The sequence below is a fragment of the Rhodococcus sp. S3 genome (assembly GCF_058211795.1).
This window is the reverse complement of sequence record NZ_CM177074.1, coordinates 4487375-4509880: the sequence shown is the minus strand read 5'-3', so window position 1 is coordinate 4509880 and position 22506 is coordinate 4487375. Positions and strand designations below refer to the sequence as shown.

At 68.4% G+C, this 22506-nt stretch carries 21 protein-coding genes; 7 read left to right on the top strand and 14 right to left on the bottom strand.

Features of this window, described 5'->3' with window-relative positions; all coding sequences use genetic code 11:
* The 6 genes from AC0LPE_RS20795 to AC0LPE_RS20770 form a co-directional block, all read right to left on the bottom strand.
* Complete coding sequence (locus tag AC0LPE_RS20795) at nucleotides 1-771, bottom strand: ABC transporter permease (protein ID WP_490606385.1); 771 nt, start codon at nucleotides 769-771, stop codon at nucleotides 1-3.
* A 47-nt stretch (nucleotides 772-818) separates the two neighbouring features.
* On the bottom strand, nucleotides 819-1991 hold the full coding sequence (locus AC0LPE_RS20790; protein ID WP_088898275.1) for an ABC transporter substrate-binding protein: 1173 nt from the start codon (nucleotides 1989-1991) through the stop codon (nucleotides 819-821).
* Nucleotides 1988-2728 (bottom strand): ABC transporter ATP-binding protein, encoded by a 741-nt coding sequence (locus AC0LPE_RS20785; RefSeq protein ID WP_490605140.1) that lies wholly within the window; start codon nucleotides 2726-2728, stop codon nucleotides 1988-1990. The genes AC0LPE_RS20790 and AC0LPE_RS20785 overlap by 4 nt, the downstream gene beginning before the upstream one ends.
* Nucleotides 2704-3753 (bottom strand): acyl-CoA dehydrogenase family protein, encoded by a 1050-nt coding sequence (locus AC0LPE_RS20780; RefSeq protein WP_088898274.1) that lies wholly within the window; start codon nucleotides 3751-3753, stop codon nucleotides 2704-2706. Before AC0LPE_RS20780 ends, AC0LPE_RS20785 begins: the two co-directional genes overlap by 25 nt.
* A gap of 7 nt (nucleotides 3754-3760) precedes the next feature.
* Nucleotides 3761-4276: a DUF4242 domain-containing protein gene (locus AC0LPE_RS20775; protein ID WP_016694511.1), complete on the bottom strand. Its 516-nt coding sequence runs from the start codon at nucleotides 4274-4276 to the stop codon at nucleotides 3761-3763.
* A gap of 114 nt (nucleotides 4277-4390) precedes the next feature.
* Complete coding sequence (locus tag AC0LPE_RS20770; RefSeq protein WP_404817807.1) at nucleotides 4391-4441, bottom strand: hypothetical protein; 51 nt, start codon at nucleotides 4439-4441, stop codon at nucleotides 4391-4393.
* Between the two features lie 201 nt (nucleotides 4442-4642).
* Here AC0LPE_RS20770 and AC0LPE_RS20765 point away from each other — a divergent pair, with 201 nt between their 5' ends.
* Nucleotides 4643-5173 carry a TetR/AcrR family transcriptional regulator gene (locus tag AC0LPE_RS20765; RefSeq protein WP_253250082.1) on the top strand — a complete coding sequence of 177 codons (531 nt, stop codon included), beginning with the start codon at nucleotides 4643-4645 and terminating at the stop codon, nucleotides 5171-5173.
* Nucleotides 5174-5200: 27 nt separating this feature from the next.
* On the opposite strand, the gene AC0LPE_RS20760 is transcribed toward AC0LPE_RS20765, so the two are convergent.
* Nucleotides 5201-6319, bottom strand: a complete 1119-nt coding sequence (locus AC0LPE_RS20760; RefSeq protein WP_088898272.1) for an energy-coupling factor ABC transporter permease — start codon at nucleotides 6317-6319, stop codon at nucleotides 5201-5203.
* A gap of 133 nt (nucleotides 6320-6452) precedes the next feature.
* Here AC0LPE_RS20760 and AC0LPE_RS20755 point away from each other — a divergent pair, with 133 nt between their 5' ends.
* Together AC0LPE_RS20755 and AC0LPE_RS20750 are read left to right on the top strand one after the other, a co-directional pair.
* Nucleotides 6453-7679, top strand: coding sequence for an acyl-CoA dehydrogenase family protein (locus AC0LPE_RS20755; RefSeq protein WP_160874137.1), 1227 nt, complete (start codon nucleotides 6453-6455; stop codon nucleotides 7677-7679).
* Nucleotides 7680-8007: 328 nt separating this feature from the next.
* Nucleotides 8008-8598 (top strand): TetR family transcriptional regulator, encoded by a 591-nt coding sequence (locus AC0LPE_RS20750; RefSeq protein WP_120283693.1) that lies wholly within the window; start codon nucleotides 8008-8010, stop codon nucleotides 8596-8598.
* Between the two features lie 16 nt (nucleotides 8599-8614).
* On the opposite strand, the gene AC0LPE_RS20745 is transcribed toward AC0LPE_RS20750, so the two are convergent.
* Both AC0LPE_RS20745 and AC0LPE_RS20740 read right to left on the bottom strand, forming a co-directional pair.
* Nucleotides 8615-9427 (bottom strand): alpha/beta fold hydrolase, encoded by an 813-nt coding sequence (locus AC0LPE_RS20745; protein WP_160874135.1) that lies wholly within the window; start codon nucleotides 9425-9427, stop codon nucleotides 8615-8617.
* Nucleotides 9428-9449: 22 nt separating this feature from the next.
* The gene (locus AC0LPE_RS20740) at nucleotides 9450-10985 is read right to left on the bottom strand and encodes an ABC-F family ATP-binding cassette domain-containing protein (protein WP_490605139.1); all 1536 of its coding nucleotides are present in this window, start codon (nucleotides 10983-10985) and stop codon (nucleotides 9450-9452) included.
* Between the two features lie 193 nt (nucleotides 10986-11178).
* Between AC0LPE_RS20740 and AC0LPE_RS20735 the strand changes: the two genes are divergently transcribed.
* The 3 genes from AC0LPE_RS20735 to AC0LPE_RS20725 all read left to right on the top strand — a co-directional run bounded on the left by AC0LPE_RS20735 (nucleotide 11179) and on the right by AC0LPE_RS20725 (nucleotide 15579).
* Complete coding sequence (locus tag AC0LPE_RS20735; protein WP_423658244.1) at nucleotides 11179-12948, top strand: penicillin-binding transpeptidase domain-containing protein; 1770 nt, start codon at nucleotides 11179-11181, stop codon at nucleotides 12946-12948.
* A gap of 79 nt (nucleotides 12949-13027) precedes the next feature.
* Nucleotides 13028-14707 carry an NTF2-like N-terminal transpeptidase domain-containing protein gene (locus AC0LPE_RS20730; protein WP_490605138.1) on the top strand — a complete coding sequence of 560 codons (1680 nt, stop codon included), beginning with the start codon at nucleotides 13028-13030 and terminating at the stop codon, nucleotides 14705-14707.
* Between the two features lie 134 nt (nucleotides 14708-14841).
* Complete coding sequence (locus AC0LPE_RS20725; RefSeq protein WP_006552709.1) at nucleotides 14842-15579, top strand: sulfite exporter TauE/SafE family protein; 738 nt, start codon at nucleotides 14842-14844, stop codon at nucleotides 15577-15579.
* Nucleotides 15580-15625: 46 nt separating this feature from the next.
* Here the strand turns inward: AC0LPE_RS20725 and AC0LPE_RS20720 are convergent, their stop codons facing one another.
* The 5 genes from AC0LPE_RS20720 to AC0LPE_RS20700 all read right to left on the bottom strand — a co-directional run bounded on the left by AC0LPE_RS20720 (nucleotide 15626) and on the right by AC0LPE_RS20700 (nucleotide 21151).
* Nucleotides 15626-17098, bottom strand: a complete 1473-nt coding sequence (locus AC0LPE_RS20720) for a peptide MFS transporter (RefSeq protein WP_037191483.1) — start codon at nucleotides 17096-17098, stop codon at nucleotides 15626-15628.
* A 179-nt stretch (nucleotides 17099-17277) separates the two neighbouring features.
* On the bottom strand, nucleotides 17278-17658 hold the full coding sequence (locus AC0LPE_RS20715) for a DUF3054 domain-containing protein (RefSeq protein ID WP_016694523.1): 381 nt from the start codon (nucleotides 17656-17658) through the stop codon (nucleotides 17278-17280).
* A 134-nt stretch (nucleotides 17659-17792) separates the two neighbouring features.
* Nucleotides 17793-18347 (bottom strand): YceI family protein, encoded by a 555-nt coding sequence (locus AC0LPE_RS20710; RefSeq protein WP_490605137.1) that lies wholly within the window; start codon nucleotides 18345-18347, stop codon nucleotides 17793-17795.
* Between the two features lie 89 nt (nucleotides 18348-18436).
* Complete coding sequence (locus tag AC0LPE_RS20705) at nucleotides 18437-19558, bottom strand: lysylphosphatidylglycerol synthase transmembrane domain-containing protein (protein WP_490605136.1); 1122 nt, start codon at nucleotides 19556-19558, stop codon at nucleotides 18437-18439.
* Nucleotides 19559-19642: 84 nt separating this feature from the next.
* Nucleotides 19643-21151: an adenylate/guanylate cyclase domain-containing protein gene (locus AC0LPE_RS20700; protein WP_019290866.1), complete on the bottom strand. Its 1509-nt coding sequence runs from the start codon at nucleotides 21149-21151 to the stop codon at nucleotides 19643-19645.
* A gap of 174 nt (nucleotides 21152-21325) precedes the next feature.
* Between AC0LPE_RS20700 and macS the strand changes: the two genes are divergently transcribed.
* Nucleotides 21326-22465 carry a MacS family sensor histidine kinase gene (gene macS, locus AC0LPE_RS20695; protein WP_016694527.1) on the top strand — a complete coding sequence of 380 codons (1140 nt, stop codon included), beginning with the start codon at nucleotides 21326-21328 and terminating at the stop codon, nucleotides 22463-22465.
* Nucleotides 22466-22506: the final 41 nt, after the last annotated feature.

Sequence of the window (22506 nt, the reverse complement as noted above, 5' to 3'; positions counted from 1 at the left end):
TCAGAGCGGGCGGTCGGCTTCCTCGACGCTCACCGGCCTGCGCCGTTCGCGCAGCAGGTGCCGCGCCGCCCAGTCGAGCCAGAACCCGAGGAAACCGATCACGACGATCACGGCCATGACCTGGTCGTAGGCGAGCTGGTCGCGGGCGTTGAGGATCTGGTAGCCCAGACCCGACCGCACGCCGAGCATCTCGGCGGGCACGAGCACCACCCACGCGATACCGAGACCGACCCGCAGACCGGTCTGCACCTGCGCGCGGATGGCCGGCAGGACGACGGTGGTGAGCAGTTCGAGTCGCGTCGCGCCGAACGATCGGGCCACCATCAGATAGCCCTGGTCGATGCCGTGCACGCCGGCAGCCGTGTTGATGACGATCGGCCAGATCGCGGCGGCGGCGATGAGGAAGAAGACCGGCTGGTGCCCGATGCCGAACAGCGCCACGGCGATCGGCGCCCACGACAGCGGCGAGATCATCCGCAGGAACTGCATGATGGGCATCGTCGCGCGCTCGACGAGCGGGTTGAGTCCGATCAGCAACCCGAGGGGGATGCCGAGCGTCGCGGCGATCAGCAGACCCACCAGCAGCCGCCACAGGCTCGCGAGGGTGTCGGGCAACAGCACACCGCGTGCGAACAGGTCGACGATCGCCGGGAAGACGTACTGCGGGGCGAAGTCCCGCACGAGCGAATCCGGCGCGACGAGCACCGTCGTCACGAGCCACCACAGGGCCACAGCGATGACGATGGCGACGGCCTGGGGGACGAGAGGCAACTGCCGGGCGGTGCGGGCCGTCTCCGGCGCCGTGCTGGTCGGGGCGCTCACGAAGGATCGACCTCCTCTGTGCGGGTGAGATCGGCGGGAAGGCCGAAGGCATCGGTGCCGTCGACGCGGGTGAGGGACGTGCGGACGAACCGGTCGTCGACGAGGTCGTCGTGCACGGTCGCAGGGTCGAGGCGCGAGAGGAACCGCGTGTCGCCGTCGACGACGGTGTCGTGCATCGCCTCGATCAGCGCCGCGGTGAAGGTCGGGAAGGGGAACGGCTGGTAGCCGATGCGCTGCGGTTGCCACTGCGGGTGCACCGTGCCGGCCTCGCGATCGGGATAGGTCAGCGCCTTCGTGATCGCGGGCAACGGCTGCGGCAGGTATCCGGCGGACAGCATCGCGGCCGCGGCCGGACGGTCGGCGCCGATCTGCAGCTGGGCGGAGACCACGGAGTCGGTGAGGGCCTGCACGGCGACGGGGTCGCGTTCGATCAGGTCCTCGTGCACGAGCAGGGCGCAGCACGCGTGGTCGCGCCACACATCGCCGAGGAAGCGGTGGATCCGCCCCACCCCGCGAACCTCCGCCGCGGCGTTGAACGGATCGGCGACCGTGAACGCGGCGATCGAGCCGTTCGCCAGGGCCGGGATCATGTCGGACGGACCCATGACGACGAGACCCACGGTGCGCGCGGACTTCGACGGCGCCTCCCGCACGACCGGTGTCAGTCCGTGCGCCCGCAGCAGCTGCTGCAGGGCGATGTTGTGGATCGACCACCAGAACGGGATGGCCACCGTCTGCCCGGCGAGATCGCTCAGATCGGTGATGTGCGGGGCGACCGTCAGCGCCGAGCCGTTGGTGTGGTTCCAGCCGAGGATCCGCACGGAACTGCCGAGGCTGTACCGCAACTGGACGGCCATGGGCATGAGCAGGTGCACGACGTCGACGCGTCGGCTGATGAAGGCCTCCGCCAGCGATGCCCAGCTTCGGAAGAGCACCGGCTTCGCGGAATCGACGACGCCGGTGGGATACAGACTCGACCCGTGCGCGACGAGCAGCGGCGCGGCGTCGGTGATCGGCAGGTAACCGATGCGCAACTGCCCCGTGCGGTTGGCGCGGTCGGTGGTCGCGGTGCGCGCGAGGTCGATCGTGCCGGCGATACCACCGGCAGCCGCGAGGCCGAGCGCACCGCGCATGAGGGTGCGACGGCTGAACAGGCCCGAATCGGTCATGTCGCGGACAGCGACGAATCGCGGTAGTGCGCCAGGATGGCCGGACGCAGCGCGTCGCGGTCGAGCGCCGACATGCCGCCGAGCGTCCATTCCTGCTGCACCACGCCCGAACTCCCGAACAGTGCGATGCGGTCGGCGAGTTCGAGCGCCTCGTCGATGTCGTGCGTGACGAGGACCGTCGTGAAACTGAGATCGCGCGCGAGTTCGCCGAGCCACGACCGCAGATCTGAACGGGTGGCCGGGTCGAGGGCGCTGAACGGCTCGTCGAGCAGCAGCAGTCGCGGACGCACCGCGACGGCGCGGATGACGGCGATACGCTGGGCCTGGCCACCGGACAGCTGGTCGGGGTAGTAGCCGGCGAGCGCGGAAAGGCCGAAACGCTCGAGGAGCGAATCGGCGTAGGCGGTGTCGAACCGCTCGCGGTGCGCGGCGAAACGTCCACCGAAGGCGATGTTCTCGCGCACGGTGAGCCACGGCATCAGGAAGGGCTGCTGGAAGACCATTCCGGTGTGCGGACGGTTGTCGCCCTCGGTGTCGGGCCAGTCGACGGAACCGCGATCGAGGTGATCGAGACCCGCGACGATCCGTAGCAGCGTCGACTTGCCGCTACCGCTGCTGCCCAGCACGACGAGGAACTCGCCGGTCGCGATATCCAGGTCCACCCCCTGGAGGACCGGGCTACGGCGGCCGGCGAAACTCTTGTATCCGTTCGTTATTCGTACTGCGACAGTTCCCACCGAAGCTGTCCTTCCGACGGCGATTGAATGGGCAGGAAGGCCGCCTCACGGAACCGGCGGTTGGTGGCGCTGGCCGTCGCGTATCCGGCGCCGCCGCGCAGCGTCGCCTCGAGGCGGGTCGCGGCGACCGCGACCACCGAACCGTCGAGACGCAGACGGATGAACTCCGCGGGAGCGATCGAGGCGGGATCGGTGGCGAAGCGGTACAGCCGCTCGCGCAGCGACTCGTAACGCGCCGAAAGTTCTTCGTACTCACCGGTGAACTGCTCGCCGAGTCCGTGCAGACGGCCGGCCGCCTCCGTGAGCGACGCGCGTGCGATGCCGACGCAGAACGACGTCTGCAACATCATGAAGGTCGGCCGGATCGAACCGCAGAAGTTCGCGAGATCCTCGGTGAGGATGTGCGACTGCGGAATCCGCACACCGTCGAACTTCAACGAGGTCGACGACGTGGCACCGAGCGCGAGCAGTTCGGGCGAATCCGCGATGGTGATGCCCTCGGCATCGGCGCGGACCACGGCGACGAGGCGATCGCCGTCGGCGGTGCGGGCCGGGAAGACGATCACCGAGTCGGGAAAGACGTTGGATGCCCAGTGGATCGGGCCGGTGACGGTGATGCCGTCGTCGGTCCGTTCGGCGACGAGGGGCAGTTCGCCGAGACCGGCGAGATGCTTGAGGGCCGCGGCCATGGCGGTGACGCCGATCGTGCGACCGGACGCGAGGTCGTCCCGATAACGATCGCGCAGGAACTGCGGTGCGCGGTCGATGTATTCGAGCGCCATGCGCTGCGCCCACAGCGAGAAGCCGACGGTGAGCGATTCGCCGGCGACCTCGTCGATGACCGCGACCATCTCGGAGAGACACTCCCCGTCCAGCCCCTTGCGGAGCAGGCCGAGCTCGCCCGTGCGGGCGATGTCGGTGCGGATGTCGGTTTCTCCGCGATCGAGAGCAGCGGCGCGATCGCGTACGAATTCTGCGATCGCCGCGCGCTGTTGCTCGCTCGCTCGGTCAATGGCCGCGGTCATCGGATGCTTATCCTTCGAGGGAGTGGAGACGGTCGATGGGCGTGCTGACGACCTCGCGGGCACGCACGACGGCGGCCTCGTCGGGGGCGTTGTAGAAGCACAGGCACTTGTCCATGTCCTCGCGGACGTAGGTGCGCAGGAAGCTCACCTCGGGGACGTCGGCGTACTTCGGCGAGTTCGCCTTCTTGCGCGCGAGGTAGGTCTCCATGTCGATCGTGTCGGGGATGTCCCATTCGACGAGGTAACCGGCCTCGGGGCGGGTGGCCTTGATCTGGTCGAGCTCGGCGCCGACGAGACGGACCTCGTTCGGGCCGACGATCTCGGCGACATCGAGGGAGGCCGACTCGAGCTGCGCGGGGCGGCACGCGTCGAACTCGGCGATCGCGAAGACGCGCGTGCCACCGGTGGTGACCTGCGATTCGATCAGTTCGCCGCCGGCAGCGACGACAGCATCGTCGAAGGCCTTGATGGCAGCCTCGGCCTGGCCTTCGGTGGGGACGAGTTCGTAGAGATACAGCGACATGGGGTCACCTTCCGGGAAAGCGGGTTGGAACTGTGACCGGTCCGGGCACGACGGGGCGCCGTTTCGTCTTCGGACGGGGCGACTACGGCATGCGGTGCACGCAGACGAGGCCGGTCAGAGAGTGGAGCGACAACACGCAGCAGTCGACACCCGCACGAGATCCACGTGCAGGCGGCGAGTCAGAAGGCTGTGTGTCACGTGCTCCACCGTACTGTGAATAGAACGGTCTGTCTATCGCGCGCTGTCCGTTACGCTGGGCACGTGCGTACGTTCGTCGAGAGTGAATCAACCGGCACTCCGAAGGGCACGGCCGGTCCGAAGGGGAAAGCCGAGGGGTCGCCGTCCAAGCCCTCACCCGCCACACGCCTGCTCGACACCGCGAGCGCGCTCTTCGCCGAGCACGGCATCCGCGCGGTGGGCATCGACCGCATCCTCGCCGAGGCCGGCGTCGCCCGCGCGAGCCTCTACTCGTCGTACGGGTCGAAGGATGCACTGGTGCTCGCCTATCTGGACGACCTCGACCGGCGCGACCGGCAGCGGTGGCACGCCGCCGTCGAACCGCTCGACGATCCGATCGCGAAGATCCTCACCTTCTTCGATCTCGCGATGCAGTCGGCGCCGAAAAAGAACTTCCGGGGATGCCAGTACGCCAACGCTGCGACGGAATTTCCGCAGGAACCACTCGAACCGGTACTCGCGCACCGGGAATGGCTGAAGACGACGCTCGTCGAACTGCTCGACCTCGCCGGGGTGTCCGAACCCGAGGCCGTGGCCCGGCGCGTGCAGCTGATCTACGACGGTGCCCTGTCGGGCAGCAAGTTCGAGCACTCGGTCGAGCCCATCCGGTTCGGTCGCGACATGGCTGCGGCGACCATCGAGGCGCACCTCTCCCGCTGATCCGTGCCGCCGCGGCAGCCTGCGGACTCAGCCCGCAGAGTTGCTCCGCTGCTGTGAGCGCTGCTCGGCGGTGGTGGTCTTCGCCGGCCGCGGCACGAGAGCGCGGAAACACACGCTGGCCAGGACGAAGGTGCCGAGCGTCCCCACCACCGCGGCCACACCCGTCGAACCGGGACGGTCGTCGATGGTGTAGTCGGCCAGTGCGCTGTCGGCGAGCCGATGTTCCTCGACGTCCCGCGCCATGCAATCGCCTGTGAGATCCTCGGCGAGCGAGTCGATCTCGCAGCCGCGTGAGGTGGCCACCTCGAGAGCGCCGGGGGTGTCGACGGCGAGCGGTGCGAGGATCCCCGCGACGACGAGCGAAGTGAACGCCAGGCCGATGAACAGCGTCCCGCGAGCGCGCGGACGCGGAGGCGGGGGCGGCGAGGTGGTCGCGTCGAGAGGATTGACCGGCAGTCGGGTGAGTTGGACGGATTCCGGGGAGATCCGCGCGACGGCGAGGACGACGGCGGCCGTCACCACACCCTCGACCAGCCCGACGGGAATGTGCGTGGCGTAGAGGAATCCGATGTTCGACACCGGCACCGCATAGGTGCCGCCGAGGGCGTACTCGACGACGAAACCCGTCACCGCCGCGAGGACCGAGACGAACCCTGCGACGAACGAGACCAGGCCGAGCATGACGAACCGCCGCACCCCGTGGTGTTCGCACAGTGCGCGCAGTGCCGTCGCGGTGAGGAAACCGGCGGCGATGGCGACGAGCACCATGTTGGTGACGTTGGCGCCCAGAGCCGACAGGCCGCCGTCGGCGAAGACGAAGGCCTGCACCACCAGGACGATCGTCAACGCGACCGCACCCACGAACGGGCCGAGCAGGATCGCCGCGAGTGCGCCGCCCACGACGTGGCCGCTGACGTCCGGCAGCACCGGTACGTCGACCACCTGCAGGGCGAACAGCAGGGCGCAGACCGCCGCCGCGGTCGGCACCGACCTCTTGTTCAGGTCGCTGCGTGCGTACCAGGCGGCGATGCTGACCCCGATCACGGCGATGACGAAGAACCACGCGGATGCGCGGTCGGCGATCAGACCGTCGCCCATGTGCAGGGCGAGGACGTCCGTGCCGGCAAACCCACTCGAATCGACCATCTCCGATGTCCCTCTCGCCGACGGAGTGCTCTGCGGCGAAGGCTAGTACCGGCACGCTGTACGTGGAGCGTTTTCGACTGCCCAGTGGGACGAAAGGGCGGGAGGGAATCGACACCTGTTCTATGTTCGGTGCATGTACGAGTGGTCCGACACAGACCTCATGTTCCGCGACGCACTTCGCGGATTCATCGAGAAGGAAATCCGTCCGCACGTCGACAATCTCGAGTCGGGAGAATTGCCGCCGTACGACATCATCCGGAAGTTGTACGCGACTTTCGGCATCGACGAGATGGCCCGCGAGTCGCTCGAACGTGCCCTCGCGAAAGAGGAACGCGGAGAGAAGTCTTCGGGATCGTCCGGAGGTACCGGCGGGTCGCCGGGCATGGCGGCGTTGCTCAACATCGAGATCGCCGGGGTGAGCCTCGGGCTCATCGCCTCGCTGGGCGTCAGCCTGGGTCTGACGGCTGGCACGATCCGTAGCCGCGGCACCCTCGCGCAGAAGAAGCGGTGGTTGCCCGAGCTGGTGACCTTCGAGAAGGTCGGTGCGTGGGCGATCACCGAACCCGATTCGGGATCCGACGCCTTCGGCGGGATGAAGACGACGGTGCGCCGCGACGGGGAGGACTACATCCTCAACGGCCAGAAGACCTTCATCACCAACGGTCCGTACGCCGACGTGATCATCGTGTACGCGAAGCTCGACGAGGGGGATCCCTCGGTGGATCGCCGCGACCGCAAGGTGCTTGCATTCGTGCTGGACAAGGGCATGGAAGGGCTCACCCAGAGCCCACCGTTCAAGAAGATGGGCATGAACTCCTCGCCGACGGGCGAGTTGTTCTTCGACAACGTGCGCCTGACCCGCGACCGGCTGCTCGGGGAGACCGAGGACGGCGGTCGCAGTGACGGCAAGGACAGCGCGCGCGAATCCTTCGCCACCGAACGGATCGGCATCGCCTATCTGGCCCTGGGCATCATCGAGCAGTGCCTGAAGCTGTGCACGGAGTACGCGAAGTCCCGGAAGCTGTGGGGCAAGGAGATCGCCCAGTTCCAGTTGATCCAGCTCAAGCTCGCCGAGATGGAGATCGCGCGGGTGAACGTCCGCAACATGGTCTTCAGCGCGATCGAGCGCGCGCAGGCGGGGAAGCCCGTGAGCCTGTCGGAGGCGTCGGCGATGAAGCTGTACTCGTCGCGGGCGGCGACCGAGGTGGCGATGGAGGCCGTGCAACTGTTCGGGGGAAACGGATACATGGCCGAATATCGTGTCGAACAACTCGCGCGTGATGCGAAATCGTTGATGATCTACGCCGGTAGCAACGAAATTCAAGTAACACATATCGCGAAGGGATTGCTCGCACAGTAAGCCCTGCATACAGCCACTCGAAATTCGCAAAAAGGACAATTTCCGGGAGGGGGATGACAATTCCCCCGCTGTGTCGACTATTGTTCGCCATGAGAAAAGTTATGCCGGTCACCGACGAGGGGAGTGACCGGTCCGGAGGGGAATCCGAGCGGAAATCGGGGGAGCGATGTACGCGGAACGAAAGGACGGCGACAAGCCGTCGGTCACGACGGACGGCAGGAGCGCTCGCGCAGAGCGCACCCGGCAGGCCGTCATAGAAGCTCATATCGCGCTCATCAGGGCGGGAGAGCTCAAACCCACAGGGGCGCAGATCGCCTCGCGGGCCGGGGTGTCCCTGCGATCGTTGTGGGGACACTTCGGCGATCTCGAGACGTTGTTCGCCGCCACCGGTGCCGAACTGATGCGGCGCCAGGACGACGCCTACGAGCCGATCGATCCGTCGCTGCCGCTCGACGAACGGATCGACGCCTACTGCAGGCAGCGGGCGGAACTGCTCGAATACATCGCGCCGTTCGCGCGGTCGTCCGAGATCCGCGCGCCGTTCTCGCGCGAATTGCAGCGCAACCGCCTGCGCTATCTCGACCGGGCGCGATACGAGATCAGGGCGTTGTTCTCCGACCAGTTCGAGGGCGTCGACGACACCGTCCGCACCCACATCGAGAACCTGCTGGGAGTGTCGACGACCTGGCCTACCTGGGTATCGCTGCGGGACGTACTGCGCCTGTCGGTGCCCGAGGCGGTCGAGGTCATGAAACGGTCGGTATCGGCGCTGCTCGCGGAGGCATCCGGAGTCGGCCGGCAGCAGGCGGTTGCCCGTGCTGCGCAGGAGAAGGCCGTGGTCGCACCGCACCGGAAGGCGCAGCAGTCCCGGCCGGTGCCGGCGATGACACCGCGGGAACAGGTCGTCGTCCCGGCCTGAGCGCCCGAACCGAGTATCAGCGCGTGTCGGTCGGTTTCCGGCCGGCGCGTGCCGAGAGGAAGGTCTCGACCGCAGGTAGTGCGGCCGAGACCGTCTCGGCATGGTCCACCCCGCGCAGAATCGCGAGTCGCGCACCGGGGACGGTGCGCGACAACGCGCGGGTGTCCTCCACACGCAGGCGGTCGTCCGACCCGACGACGGCGAGCACGGGCACGTCGATGCCCGCGAGTGTCTCGTCGCCGATTCCCGGTTCCCGATCCGACCGGCGGAAATAGGCGGCGAGAGCCTGCGCGTCGTTCTTAGAAAAGGCCGAACGCGTCGCGGGATCGACCGGCGTGCGACGCCTTTCCTCCCAGGCACGGATGAAACCGTCCATGCCCTCGCGCTCGAGCACGTCGACGGTGCCGGGGAAGAACATCGCGTCCATCGCTCCCTGCTGGGGGCGTGCGCTCCCGCCGAGCAGGGTCAGACTCGCCAGCCGCTCCGGAGCGGCGACGGCGAGCGCGAGTCCTGCACGGGCGCCGAACGAATAGCCGACGTAGTGCACCCGGTCGGCTCCCGCCGCGTCCAGGACGGCGAGCAGGTCCCCGACGATCGCGTCCATCGCGTAGGCATCCTCGTCGTGCGGGGTGTCGCTGCGGCCGTGGCCACGCAGATCGGGCATGACCAGACGGAAATCCCCGCCGAGCGCCTTCACGTACCCGAAGGCCCGCCACACCGCCGACGACAGGGCACTGCCGTGGACCAGCAGCACGACCGGTGCCCCCTCGGGGCCTGCCGTGGTGAACCGGATCCGGGTGCCGTCGGCGGGATTCGTCGCATGGCTCATCCCAGCAGTATCGCCGAACGGCTCATCTTTCGAGTTCGACCGACCGATCCACCGCCACCTCCTCGAGGAATCGTTCGTCGTGCGAGACCACCACGAGCGCACCGCTGTAGGCGCGCAGGGCCTGGGTCAGGTGCGCGAGACCGGCCAGGTCGAGGTTGTTGGTGGGCTCGTCCAACAGCAGCAACTGCGGAGCGGGATCGGCCGCGAGCACGATCGCGAGCGCGGCCCGCAGTCGTTCCCCGCCCGACAGCGCCCCCACGGCGACCTCGGCGTGACGGCCGCGGAACAGGAAGCGCGCCAGACGCGCCCGCACCTGCTGCGGAGTCAGGTGCGGCGCCCGATCCTCGGCGTTCTCCGCGACCGAACGATCGTCGTCGAAGATGTCGAGCCGCTGCGGGAGCAACGCGAAGGGAACGTGGGGTTCCGCTTCGACGATGCGGTGCAGCAGGGTCGTCTTCCCCGACCCGTTGGGCCCGCGCAGCGCGATCCGCTCCGGCCCGACGATCTCGAGCGGTGCGTCCGCCACCCGCCGACCGGGCGGAACCGCGGTCCCGGGCAGGTCGATGCGGATCTCCGGATCGTCGCGCACCGCGTCCTTCGCACGGTCCAGGTTCTCCCGTGCCGTGGTCAGATCCTCCTCGTGCTCGCGGCGGAAACGCCCGGCGGATTCCTGCGCCTGCCGTTTGCGCGCGCCCATGACGATCTTGGGTTCGCGCTTCTGCTCGTACATCTTCTGCCCGTAGCGTTGCCGCCGGGCGATCGTGACGTGCGCCGCCGCCAGTTCGCGTGCCTGGCGCCGCACGTCGTTGCGGGCATCCCGCACCGCAGCCCGTGCCGCCTCCTGTTCCTCCGCGACGATCCGCTCGTATTCGCCGAACCCGCCGCCGAACAGGCGCAACGCACCGTTGCGCAGTTCGGCGATCGCATCCGTGCGGTCGAGCAGTTCCCGGTCGTGCCCGGCGACGAGCACCGTGCCGGGGAACCTGTCGAGTGCATCCTGCAGGCGCGCACGACCGTCGGCGTCGAGATTGTTCGTCGGCTCGTCGAGCAGCAGCACGTCCGGCTCGTCGAGCAGGCGTGCGGTGAAGGCGAGCAGCACCGTCTCCCCGCCGGAGAGCTGACCGACGGTGCGATCGAAATCCCCGGCGTCGTGCAGGATCCGGTCGAGGCCGACTCGGTGCATGAGCGCGAGGGCGCGGTCCTCGATGTCCCACCGGTCGGCGACGACCTCGAAGTCCCGATCGTCGAACGATCCGGATTCGATGCGTCGCAGTGACTTCCGGATCTCTCCGATACCGAGGACGGAATCGACCGGCACCGTCGGATCGAGGGTCACGTCCTGGGGAAGGTAGGCGACCCGTCCGCGCACCGTCGACGAACCGGAGGTCGGGCGGAGTTCACCCGCGATGAGCCGCAGCAGGGTGGTCTTCCCACTTCCGTTGCGGCCCACCAGGCCGATCCGCCCGGCCGGGACGACGGCGTCGAGATCCTGCACGGCGACGATGCCGTCCGGATGGACGTAGGAGAGTGCGGACAGCGTGATACCGGATGAAGACATGGTGGCTCCCGAAGGGTGAGGGTCGATTGCGCGAGTGCGCGGGGGACGGGACCTCTCACAGGAGCAACGGACTTCTCCGATCGACGGGTACGGGATGCGAACACCATGGTGATCCCGCACCGTCCGGTATGCAACCGAATATTTCACCCCGACTCCTACCTGCGATAACAGGCACGGGCTCGGAAGTGCAGGCATGATCGGGACCGTGCGGATCCGACTGATTGGTATGGGTGTCGCGGCAGCCACGGTGCTGTCGCTGTCGGCGTGTGCGACCGGCCCCGATCAGCCGGAGACGATCGCGGAGGAGTTCGCTGCCGCTCTCGACGCCGGCGACGTCTCCGGCGCGGCGGCGTCGACCACCGATCCGGTGGCCGCGGAGTCCGCGATCGACGCCCTCTTCGCCGGGCTCGGCCACGACGATCCCACCGTGAGTGTCGCGGGGACGGGCGACGACGACACCTTCGAGCTCGACGTGACGTGGACCTTCGGGGAGGGGCGCGACTGGTCGTACCGCACCACCGGCAGCGCGACGGAGGATCCGGAGGCCGATGCGTGGCGGGTCCGCTGGGATCCCACGGTGCTGTCGCCGGAGCTGGCGGGTGGCGCGTCGCTGGAGTACCTGACCACCGTCGGCGCCCCGCCCACGATCTTCGACCGGGCCGGGCGGCCGCTCATGGGGGAGCAGGTCGTCACCGTCGTGAACCTGGATGCGACCGCCGATCCCGCCGCGGTCGCTCCCGTGCTGGCCACGGTCGTCCCGACCATCACGGCGGAGAGCCTCGCCGAGCAGGTCGCGGCGGCCGCCGGCGGGACTGCGGGAGTGATCACGCTGCGTGAGGAGGACCTCGCGCCGATCGAGGATCGCCTCGCCGCGCTGCCCGGTGTGACGCTCGTGCCGCAGACCCGTCTGCTCACCACCGAGCGCGATCTCGCCTCGCCCGTGTGGTCCGGCCTCGCCGAACTCTGGCAGGAGGGGCAGGATGCCTCGGCGGGCTGGGTGATCCGGCGGGTCGCGACGGACGGCACGACGAGCCAGGTCGCCGGCGAAGCGGGACCGGAGGCACCCGACCTGACCAGCACGATCGATCTCGACCTGCAGCGACGGGCCGAGGAGGTCCTCGCCGGTTTCGACACGCCCGCGGTGATCGTCGGGATCGAACCCTCGACGGGCGCGATCCGCACGATGGCCCAGAACGACGAGGCCGACGCCGAGGGGCCGATCGCCGCGACCGGCCTCTACCCGCCGGGGTCGACGTTCAAGGTGGTGACCACGGCGGCGGCGCTCGATGCCGGGCTCGCCGAACCCGACACCGTGCTGCCGTGCCCGGGCGTCGCCTCGATCGGTTCGCGCACGATCCCCAACGACGAGAACTTCGATCTCGGCCCGGTGCCGCTGCACACCGCGTTCGCGTTCTCGTGCAATACGACGATGGGGCAGCTCGCTCTGGACCTGCCGCCCGACGCCCTGCGCGCGACTGCAGAACGGTTCGGTCTCGGCATCGATTACGTCACGCCCGGTCTCGTCACGGTCACGGGTGACGTGCCGGTCGCCGACACCGATGCGGCCCGCGTGGAGGCAGCGATCGGGCAGGGGCAGGTGACGGCGTCGCCGTTCGGGATGGCGCTGGTCGCAGCCTCGGTGGCGAACGATCGAACGCCGGTTCCGGCGATTGTCGAGGGGCAGCCGGCGACCGCGGATCGGGACGCCGAACCGATGCCCGAGAACGTGCTCGCGGCACTGCGAGAGATGATGCGCGAGACTGTGATCGAGGGTACAGCCGGCACGTTGCGCGATATTCCCGATCTGACGGGGAAGACGGGGACGGCGGAGTACGGTGACAACGTCGGGGCGCACGGCTGGTTTATCGGATCACAGGATAATCTTGCCTTTGCGGTGTTCGTGTCGGGGGCGGACGGCTCGGCCCCTGCCGTCGAGGCGGCGGGGCGATGGCTGAGGGGGTAGGGACGCGTGGCGCAATTGTGATGTGTTCGTGCACAACGCGTGCTGGTATCTCGTGTGACTGAAGTGAAGGTTGTTGCATATGAGATTTCGTGATTGGCGGGGGAAGCGGGGGCGCATCGTCGCGCTGGCCGTGTGCCTCGTCGTGGCTGTCGTCGCGCTGACGACGGTTGTGTTCTCGGATTCTCGAAGCGAGGCGCAACGCCTCGTCGACGACTTCGTCGCCGCCCTCGACGATCGTGATGTGGGCGCAGCGGCGGCCCTGACCTCCTACCCGAACGCGGCGGAGGAAACGATCTCGCAGATGTACGACGGTCTGTCCGACGGCACCGTCGACTACGACGTCACCCAGCTCGTCGAACTCAACGACGACTCGGGATACTTCACGCTCTCCGCCGGCTGGAACTTCGGTGAGGGCAAGGACTGGTCGTATCAGGTCACCGGTTCGGTGCGGAAGCTCGCCGTCGGCTGGCGTGTGTCCTGGGACCCGGAGGTCGTCGTCCCCGATCTGTCGGGCGGACGCACCGTCCATCACGTGCGCACCGACGCCGCGCCGCCGAAGATCTTCGACCGCACGGGCCGCCTCCTCATGGAGGAACAGACCATCAACGCCGTGGTGCTCGACCCGGCGGCGATGCCCGATCCCGTCGACACCACGAATCGCCTCGCGGCGGTCCTCGAGCCGGTCGCGCCCGTCATCACCGCCCAGCTGATGCAGGAGCGGATGGCGGAGAACCCCGGCAACCGGATCACCGCGGTCAAGCTCCGCGACCAGGACTACCAGTTCCTCGAGGACGGCATCGTGTCGATCCCCGGCGTCGAGGTGCTCACGACACCCACCCTGATCAGCGCCGATCGGCGGATCTCCACGCCGCTGCTCGACTCGCTGCGCTCGGCCTGGCAGCTCGAACGCGACCGGACGGCGGGCTGGGCGGTCACCCTCGAGGATCCCGAGGACGGCCCGATCCAGGTGGCCGGCTTCCAGGGCCCGCCGCCCCCGGATCTGCAGGCGACCGTCGACTCCCAGGTGCAGCTCGCTGCGAAGGAAGCGGTCGTCACCGCCGGTACCCCGGCCGCGCTGGTCGCCATCCAGCCGTCGACCGGCGGCATCCTCGCCGCCGACGTCAACAACTGGGCCATGGAACTCGGTCCCGTCATCACCCACGGCCTCTACCCGGCCGGCGGTGTTCTCGATCCGGTCCGGCTCGCGGCCGGTCTCGAACGCGGTGTCGATCCGAACGACGTGGGGTCCGACGATGTCGCCGCGACCGCCCGTCGTCTCGGCCTCGGCGTCGACTACGACGTGCCGGGCTTCGAGTTCGAGACCTCGCAGATCGGCCACAACCGGTCCGGAGTGGTCCAGTTCGCCGGATCGGACTCCGACGAGAACCTGATCACGCCGCTCGGCGCCGCGGTGCTCGCCGCCTCGGTCGCACGAGGCAGTGCCGCTGTCCCGACGATCGTGCAGGGCCAGGAGACGGTCGTCCACGACGCCCCCGAGGCGCTGCCCGGCTCGGTGATCGACGCGCTGCGCGGCATGATGATCGACAACGTGCAGAACGGCCCGGCGTCCTTCCTCCGCGGACACGCCGGTCTCGCGGGTATCGCCGCGGCGAGCGGCGAGGACCGCTGGTTCTTCGGCTACACCGGCGGCGACCTGGCCTTCGCGGTCTTCGTCGCCGATGCCGACGGCGGCGACCGCGCGATCAAGATGGCCGACACCTTCCTGCGCAAGCTCGGAGAACCCCTGCTCGGGGAGTGACCGCCGGAGCCCGGTCCACGGCACACTGATCCGCCGGAGGACGGTCCACGGCACACTGATCCGCCGGAGGACGGTCCACGGCACACTGATCCGCCGGAGGACGGTCTCACGGCACACAGGTACGTTGAGCGATCGTGACCGTCCTCGACCTGGCCCTGCTCGTGGTTGCCGGATTCTTCGCGGGTGTCGTCGGGTTCGTCACCGGCCTGGCGTCGATCGTCTCGTATCCGGCGTTGCTCGCCGTCGGCCTCCCGCCGGTCGCGGCGAACGTCACCAACACCGTCGCGATGGTCGGTGTCGGTGTCGGGGCGCTGACGAACTCGGCGCGGGAGGTCGTCGACACCGGCCCCCGCGTGTGGTGGTGGACGCTCTACGCCGCGCTCGGCGGTGTGGTGGGGGCGGCCGTCCTGCTCGTCGCCCCGCCCGACTCGTTCGAAGCGATCGTTCCGGGATTCGTTGCGCTCGCCGCTCTCGCGCTGCTGCTCCAGCCACGCATCCGCACCCTGGCCGGCGGCCGCGACCTGCCGCGGGTGTTCTCCGTGGCGGTCTTCGTCGTTGCGGTCTACGGCGGATACTTCGGTGCCGGCGCGGGCGTCGTCTTCTACGCGCTGGTGCTGATCTGCACGTCCGAGCAGATCTGGCGCGCGAGCATCCTCAAGAGTTACCTGCTCGGCGTCGCCAACCTGGTCGCGGCGATCGGGTTCGCCGTCTTCGGACCCGTGCACTGGGGAGCGGCGGCCGCGATGGCCGTCGGCGCGTTCGCCGGTGGCTACTGCGGTCCGCCGCTCGTGCGGCGCATACCCCCGAACCTGCTGCGCGTGGGTGTCGCGCTTGCAGGGTTCGGGTTGGCGGTATGGCTCGCTCTCCGCTGAGCGGTGTCTCTGTGCAGCGGTGTCACTGCACTCTGTGCAGCCGGGGTCACTGCACGCCGTGCATGAGCTTCTTGATGCGCGGTGCGAACAGGGCCAGCACGATGCCCACTGCGATCGACGCTCCGCCGATCCACAGGTAGTACGGCACCTCGTTGTTCTCGTCGTAGAACCCGGCGAGGGTGCCGGCCATGGCCGTACCGCACGCGACGGACAGGTAGAACAACGCGACCATCTGCGTGTGGAAGTTCTTCGGCGCGAGCTTCGTCGACAGCGACAGTCCGACGGGGGACAGGAACAGTTCGGCGAAGGTGAACAGCAGCAGGATGAAGACGAGTCCGAGCAGCGGAGCGCTGTTGGGGCCACCACCGGCCATGGGGATGAAGCACAGGAAGGCGATACCCATGATGATCGTGCCCGCGGCGAACTTGATGGGCGACGACGGCTGACGCGGTCCGAGCTTGGTCCACACGGCGGCGAAGACACCCGCGAACAGGATGATGAAGACCGGGTTGATCGACTGCACCCAGGACGGCGGGAACTCCCACCCGAACAGGTCGCGGTTCAGGCGCGTGTCGGCGTAGACGGCGACCATCGTGAACTGCTGCTGGAAGAGCGACCAGAACACCGCGCTCGCGATGAACATCGGGATGAACGACAGCACCCGGCTGCGCTCGACCGGGGTGATCTGCTTGCTCGACAGCATGATGACGAAGTAGGTGATCGTCGCGATGATGGTCAGGGCGACGACGATGTCGGACATGTTGCTCGTCGTGACGAGGCCCGTCAGCGCGGCGACCGCGATGAGGACCACGGCGACCAGACCGATCCCGGCCGCTTTCGTACGGGTCTCGGCGGGCAGGGGATGCGGCGGCACCTTGCCGATGTCGCCGAGATGCTTGCGGTAGATCGTGTACTGCAGCAGGCCGAGGAACATGCCGACCGCGGCGAGACCGAAGCCCCAGTGGAAGCCGTAGCGCGTCTGCAGGAAGCCGGTGAGCAGCGGGCCGACGAGCGCGCCGATGTTCACGCCCATGTAAAAGATGGAGAAGCCGGCGTCGCGTCGGGGGTCCTGCTCGTCGTAGAGATCGCCGACGATCGACGTCGCCGTGGCCTTCAGGCCACCGCTACCGAACGCGACCAGTACCAGGCCGACACCGACTCCCACGAAACCGGGAAGCACCGCGAGCGCGATGTGGCCGAACATGATGAGCACGGCACTGTAGAACAGGGTTCGTTCGGAACCCAGCAACCGGTCGGCGATCCACGCCCCGAGAATCGTCGACAGGTAGACCGTGCCGCCGTAGGCGCCGACGATGGAGGTCGCGGCCCCCTGACTGATCCCCAGCCCGCCCTCGGATGCCGAGTAGTACAGGTAGTAGATCAGGATGCCCTGCATGCCGTAGAAGGAGAATCGCTCCCACATCTCGACACCGAACAGGTTGGCCAGGGGTAGTGGCTGGCCGAAGAACCGATGGTCGGATCGCGACCCGGTCAGAGTAGGTGGTTCCAGCGTGGACATGATCCCCACTGTTCCACCGCGCGGGGCGCGAGCGCGAAAAATTCGCGTATCCCGCGGTCGCAGATCACACTTCGGGTGCGAGTGTGAGAAACGAGACCGAGAGGTCGGTGAGCGTCGACCGCGGGGCGGTCAGTGGGCGTCGACCGCGGGGCGGTCAGTGGGCGTCGACCGCGGGGTGGTCAGTGCGCGTCGACCTTGCGGCGCTGGAGCAGCCCGACGACGACGCGCCAGCCCACCAGGAACAGGCCGAGGAAGATCGTCGCAACGATGATGAAGGCGGTCGCGGTGCCCTGACCGGTGACGGCACGCAGCAGCATCCCGACGACGAGAGTGCTCACCCATACGAGGAGGCCGGTGGGAACGGCCGCGAAGGCGTCGAACTTGTCGCGGTAGAGCCACGCGGTGAGGAACCATCCGACGGTGAGGCCGCCGAGGAACGGCCACGCCGTTCCTGCGAGCCCCACGAGATCGAGCACTTCGTCGTGGCTGGAACGACCGAGCACGGCGAATACGACGACGAGAACGACGTCGATCGCCAACGCCGGGGTGTACTTCTTCACGGGTCCAGAGTAGCGGCGGCGTGGGGCGCGCCGGAATCTCCGGCGCGTGCTCTCGAGCACGATCCGTGCCGGTAGAGCGGGTGGAACACGACAGCGCCCCTGCCGGAGCAGAGGCGCTGTCTGTGAGAGAGGGGTCAGGCCTGCAGGCCGGCCTCGATCTCGAGGGTGATGGTGATCTTGTCGCCGACGACGGCTCCGCCGCCTTCGAGCGGCATCTCGATGCTGATGCCGAAATCCTTGCGGTTGATGACGGTGGTGGCCTCGAAGCCGGCGACCGGGCCCTGGCCCATGCCGGGGTTGACGCCGTTGAACTCGAGCTTCAGGTCGACCGGGAGGGTGACGCCGTGGAGCGTGAAGTCGCCCGTGACGATGTAGTCGTCACCGTCGGCACGCACGTCGGTCGAGGTGAAGGTGGCGACGGGGAACTGCTCGGCGTCGAAGAAGTCGGCGGAGCGGATGTGCGCGTCGCGGTCGGCGTTCTTGGTGTTGATCGACTTGACGTCGATCTCGGCGTTCACCGATGCGGTGCCGTCCTCGGCGACGGTGATGGCGCCGGAGAAGTTCTCGAAGGTGCCGCGAACCTTGCTGACGACGAGGTGCCGGACGGTGAAGCCCACGTTCGAGTGGACGGGGTCGATGGCCCAGGTGCCGGTGGTCAGGCCGGGGAAGGTGGTGGTGGCGGTGGTCATGGTGGTCCTCCTCGATGATTAAACTTTCAACTGCTTGTCGACAACCATGCCACCGAATAGTTGCTTGCGCAACTACATTGTGGGGCGGATCACGCCGGCTCGGGATTCTCGACCGGACGACGTCGCCGTTCGAGGGTGCTGCGCTCGTGTTCCGCGCGCTCGGCGATCGGATCGATCTCGTCGGGTCCGTTGCCCCGGTACATCGCGGCGACGGTGGCCCAGCCCGCCAGGGCCACGAACGCGAAGCTCACCATCCGGTACACGAAGACCGCTGCCAGCGACTGCGACGCGCTCAGTCCGGCGGCGGTGAGCGTCGCGATGAGGGTGCCGTCCACGAATCCGAGGCCGCCCGGCGCGAGCGGCACGCTGCCCACGGCCTTCGCCGCCGCGAACGCGATGAACAACCCCGCCACCGACGGAGAGCCGCCGACGGCCCAGCACGCCAGTCCGAGGCATGCGACATCGGCTGCGCGGTGCACGGCCGACCACGCCACGGCGGCCACGCCGTCGCGACGCGCGAGTTCGACGGCCTCGACCTGCGCGAGGGTGCGTTCGAAGACGTCGAAGCCGGTGTCCCTCGGCTTCCTCGTGATGCGGTTGACCCGATGGAGCACCCACGTGCCCGCCGCTTCGATCGACATGGGGTTCTTCGCGACGTACCGCAGGCCGAAGATCAACGCGATCGCGCCGGCGAGCGACAACACGAGCGTGACGGGACTGATCCGGCTGCCGACCGCGAACGCGCCGATCATGCCCACCGACGCCAGGGTCACCGCCGCGATGACGCCCGAGACCGCGAGCTGCCACGAGGCGACCACGGGAGTCGCGCCCCACTTGCGGGTCTGCTTGTAGGTGAAGGCCGTGGAGAAGACCGGTCCTGCGGGCAGGGTCACCGCCATCGCCGTGCTGCCGTAGATCACCGACGCCGACCGCCAGTGCCCGACACGCACCCCGCCGGCGCGGAGCAGTCGCTGCTGCACTCCCGCGAAGCCGCTGAGGGAGATCATCTGCGCCAATACGGCCGCCGCGAACCAGCCCCAGTGCATCTCCGTGACCGCGCGCCACGAGTCGCTCATCGTCGGCCACAGATAGATCGCCTCGACCGTCAGCAGGGCCACAAGAGCGATCGCCGAGACCCACTTGATCCACCGGAACGAGCCCCGACGCGGCGTGGCGTCGGGGCATGGAGGATCGTCGTGCGGCTGCGCCACGCTGTTCACCGTAACCGACCGTCGGGTCACGAAGAGGGCGCTATGGCCGTTCCGCGTCGTTCGCGGGTCCTGCGGGACGGGCCGTCACTCGTCCGTCGAAGTGTTCGATTCGTCCGTCCCGTTCGCTTCTCCGGGGGCTCCGGGATAGCGCACGGGCCAGGCGAGATGGGTCATCCGCCGCCGGCCGCGCAGCTGCACCTCGTCGCCGAGTTCCCAGTGGCTGCGCTCCTCGTCGTCCGCGAAGTACAACGCGCTCGATGACGCGAGAACCCTGCTCGGACGCAGTTTCGCGAGCTCGGTCAGGCGCGAGGCCTCGTTGACCGGGTCGCCGATCACCGTGTACTCGAAGCGCTCCGCCGCGCCGATGTTGCCGGCCACCGCGAGTCCCGCCGACACGCCGATCCCGACATCGAGTCCGGTGATCTCGTCCAGAGCGAAACGCAGTTCGCGGGCCGCCGCGAGCGCCGCCGTGGGGGCGTCGGGCCGGTCGAGGGGAGCGCCGAAGATCACCAATGCCGCGTCGCCCATGAACTTGTTGACGAAGCCGTGATGGTGGTCGACCACCTCGACGACGACACGGAAGAACTCGTTGAGCAGTTCGACGACCTCGCTCGGCGGGCGCTCGGCGGCCGTCGCCGTCGAACCCACCATGTCGACGAACAGCACCGCGACGTAGCGCGTCTCACCACCGAGTTCGGTGCCGTACTGCAGGGCCCGGCGCGCGACGTCCTCGCCGACGTGCTGACCGAACAACTCCCGCAGACGTCGGCGTTCGTCGGACTCGGCCATCATGCGGTTGAAGCCGACCTGCAGGCGTCCGATCTCACTGCCGTCGAACACCTCGACCTGCACTCCCGAGGCGCCGCGCTGCACGCGTTCGATCGCCCAGCGCAACTGCTTGATCGGGTCGGAGATCTGCGCCGACGTCAGCAGTGACAACACGAGCGCGAGGCCGATCGACGTCACCGCGAGCGCGAGTACGGACAGGGCGAGCGCGTCGGCGTCGAAGTCGGTGTTGGCGCTCAACTGCGTCACGCACAGCAGCACGATCCCGGCGACCGGCATGAGCGTGCCCAGACCCCAGGTCATGGCCAGGCGCGTACCGACGCCGGGAGCCATCGTCCGGTCGAAGTTCCCCTCGCTCAGCGCCCGCGCGGCGACCGGCCGCAGGATGCGTTCACCGAGCATGTAGGTGAAACCGAAGGTGCTGGTCGCGGCCATTGCGACGGTGACCGACACCGCCACCGCGAGCGACGGCATCTCCTCGGCTGTGAGGAAGACGAAGAGCACGCCACCGAGCAGCCACAGGCCGAGATGCACGATCGCCTGTCGCAGCGGGGCGTGCAGGGCCGCCATCTGCTCCGCCCGGGTGGGCGGTCCGCCGCGGAGCTGCCACCGGACGACCGAGCGCAGCGTGATCGCCGCGGCGCCGAGGCTCACGATGCCGGCGAAGACCAGGTACACCGCGAAGACCGCGAAGTTGCGGACCCGATCCGCGATGATGGCGTCGGTCTCGGCGATGGGGATGCCGTACCGGACGAAGGCGAACACGAGCATCGCACCGAACAGGTTCGACGCGCCCATGGAGACCATGTAGAGCGGCCAACGACTCCGCAAGGTGGCGGCGACAGCTCGGTACGACCTCAGCACGACTTCAAATCAAACCACTGTGCGGACGGTCACAGGATGGGGCGGTCACCGTTGGGGGTGAGGAGTGGTTGGATTCACTCGCCCCACCCACCGTGACGAAAGGTGCGAAACGTACACATGAGGCCGTCTCCGACCGGTCCCGACGCGGATGCGCCCCTGTGGCGGGCCGCCCAGGTCTTCCGGCTCGTGACCGTCGCATATGCGGTGGGATCGCAGTTCTCGACCGTCGTGAACTACACCCGTCCGGGCCTGTCGTGGTTCTTCGTCGGGGTGCTCGTGACGTGGTCGCTCGTCTCGGCGGTGCTGCTCTCCCGCGAGGCACGACTGAGGCGCACGGTCACCGTGGTCGACCAGATCCTCGCCGTCGCGTTGATGGCGGCGACCCGGCTGGTCGCCGACCACGACTGGTACAGCAACCACCAGACCATGCCCACCACGCTGTGGGTCGCCAACGCCGTGCTCTCGGCCGCGATCCTCGGTGGTCCGCTCACCGGCATCGGTTCGGCGCTGCTGATGTCCGTCGTCAGTGCGGTAGTGCGCGACCAGATCAACCTCGATCTGTGGCGGGACGCGACGGCGCCCGTGCTCGTCGCGTGCGGTGTGGCGATGGGGTTCGCCACCACCACCGCGCGCAGTGCGCACCGGCAACTCGAGCAGGCCGTGCGCGTGGCAGCGGCCACCGAGGAACGGGACCGGCTCGCCCGGCAGGTGCACGACGGCGTCCTCCAGGTGCTCGCGCTCGTGCAGCGGCGCGGAGTCGAGCTGGGTGGTGGTGCGACGGAGCTCGCCGAGCTGGCCCGCGAACAGGAGACCGCGCTGCGGCAACTGATCTCCGAACAGGACACCGACGTCGACCGCGGCGGTCAGGACGCCGACCTCACCGCACTCGTCCGGGCCCGCGCCGGGACGACCGCGACGGTCTCCGCGCCCGCCGATCCGATCATGATCCCGCGGGATCGAGCGGAGGAACTCGCGGCGCTCACGACCGCGGCGCTGTCGAACACGCAACTGCACGCCGGCGCCGGGGCCGCCGCCTACATCCTGCTCGAGGATCTCGGCGACGAGATCGTGCTCAGCATCCGGGACGACGGCGTCGGGATCGCACCGGGCAGACTCGACGAAGCTCGCGAACAGGGACGCATGGGGGTGTCCAAGTCGATCGTCGGGCGAGCGGAATGGCTCGGCGGCGTCGCACTGCTCGACAGTGACGTAGGCGAAGGAACCGAATGGGAGATCCGGGTACCGAAGGGGGAATGAGTGGCCGAGATCAACGCGGAAGCACACGAGAACACCGCGGA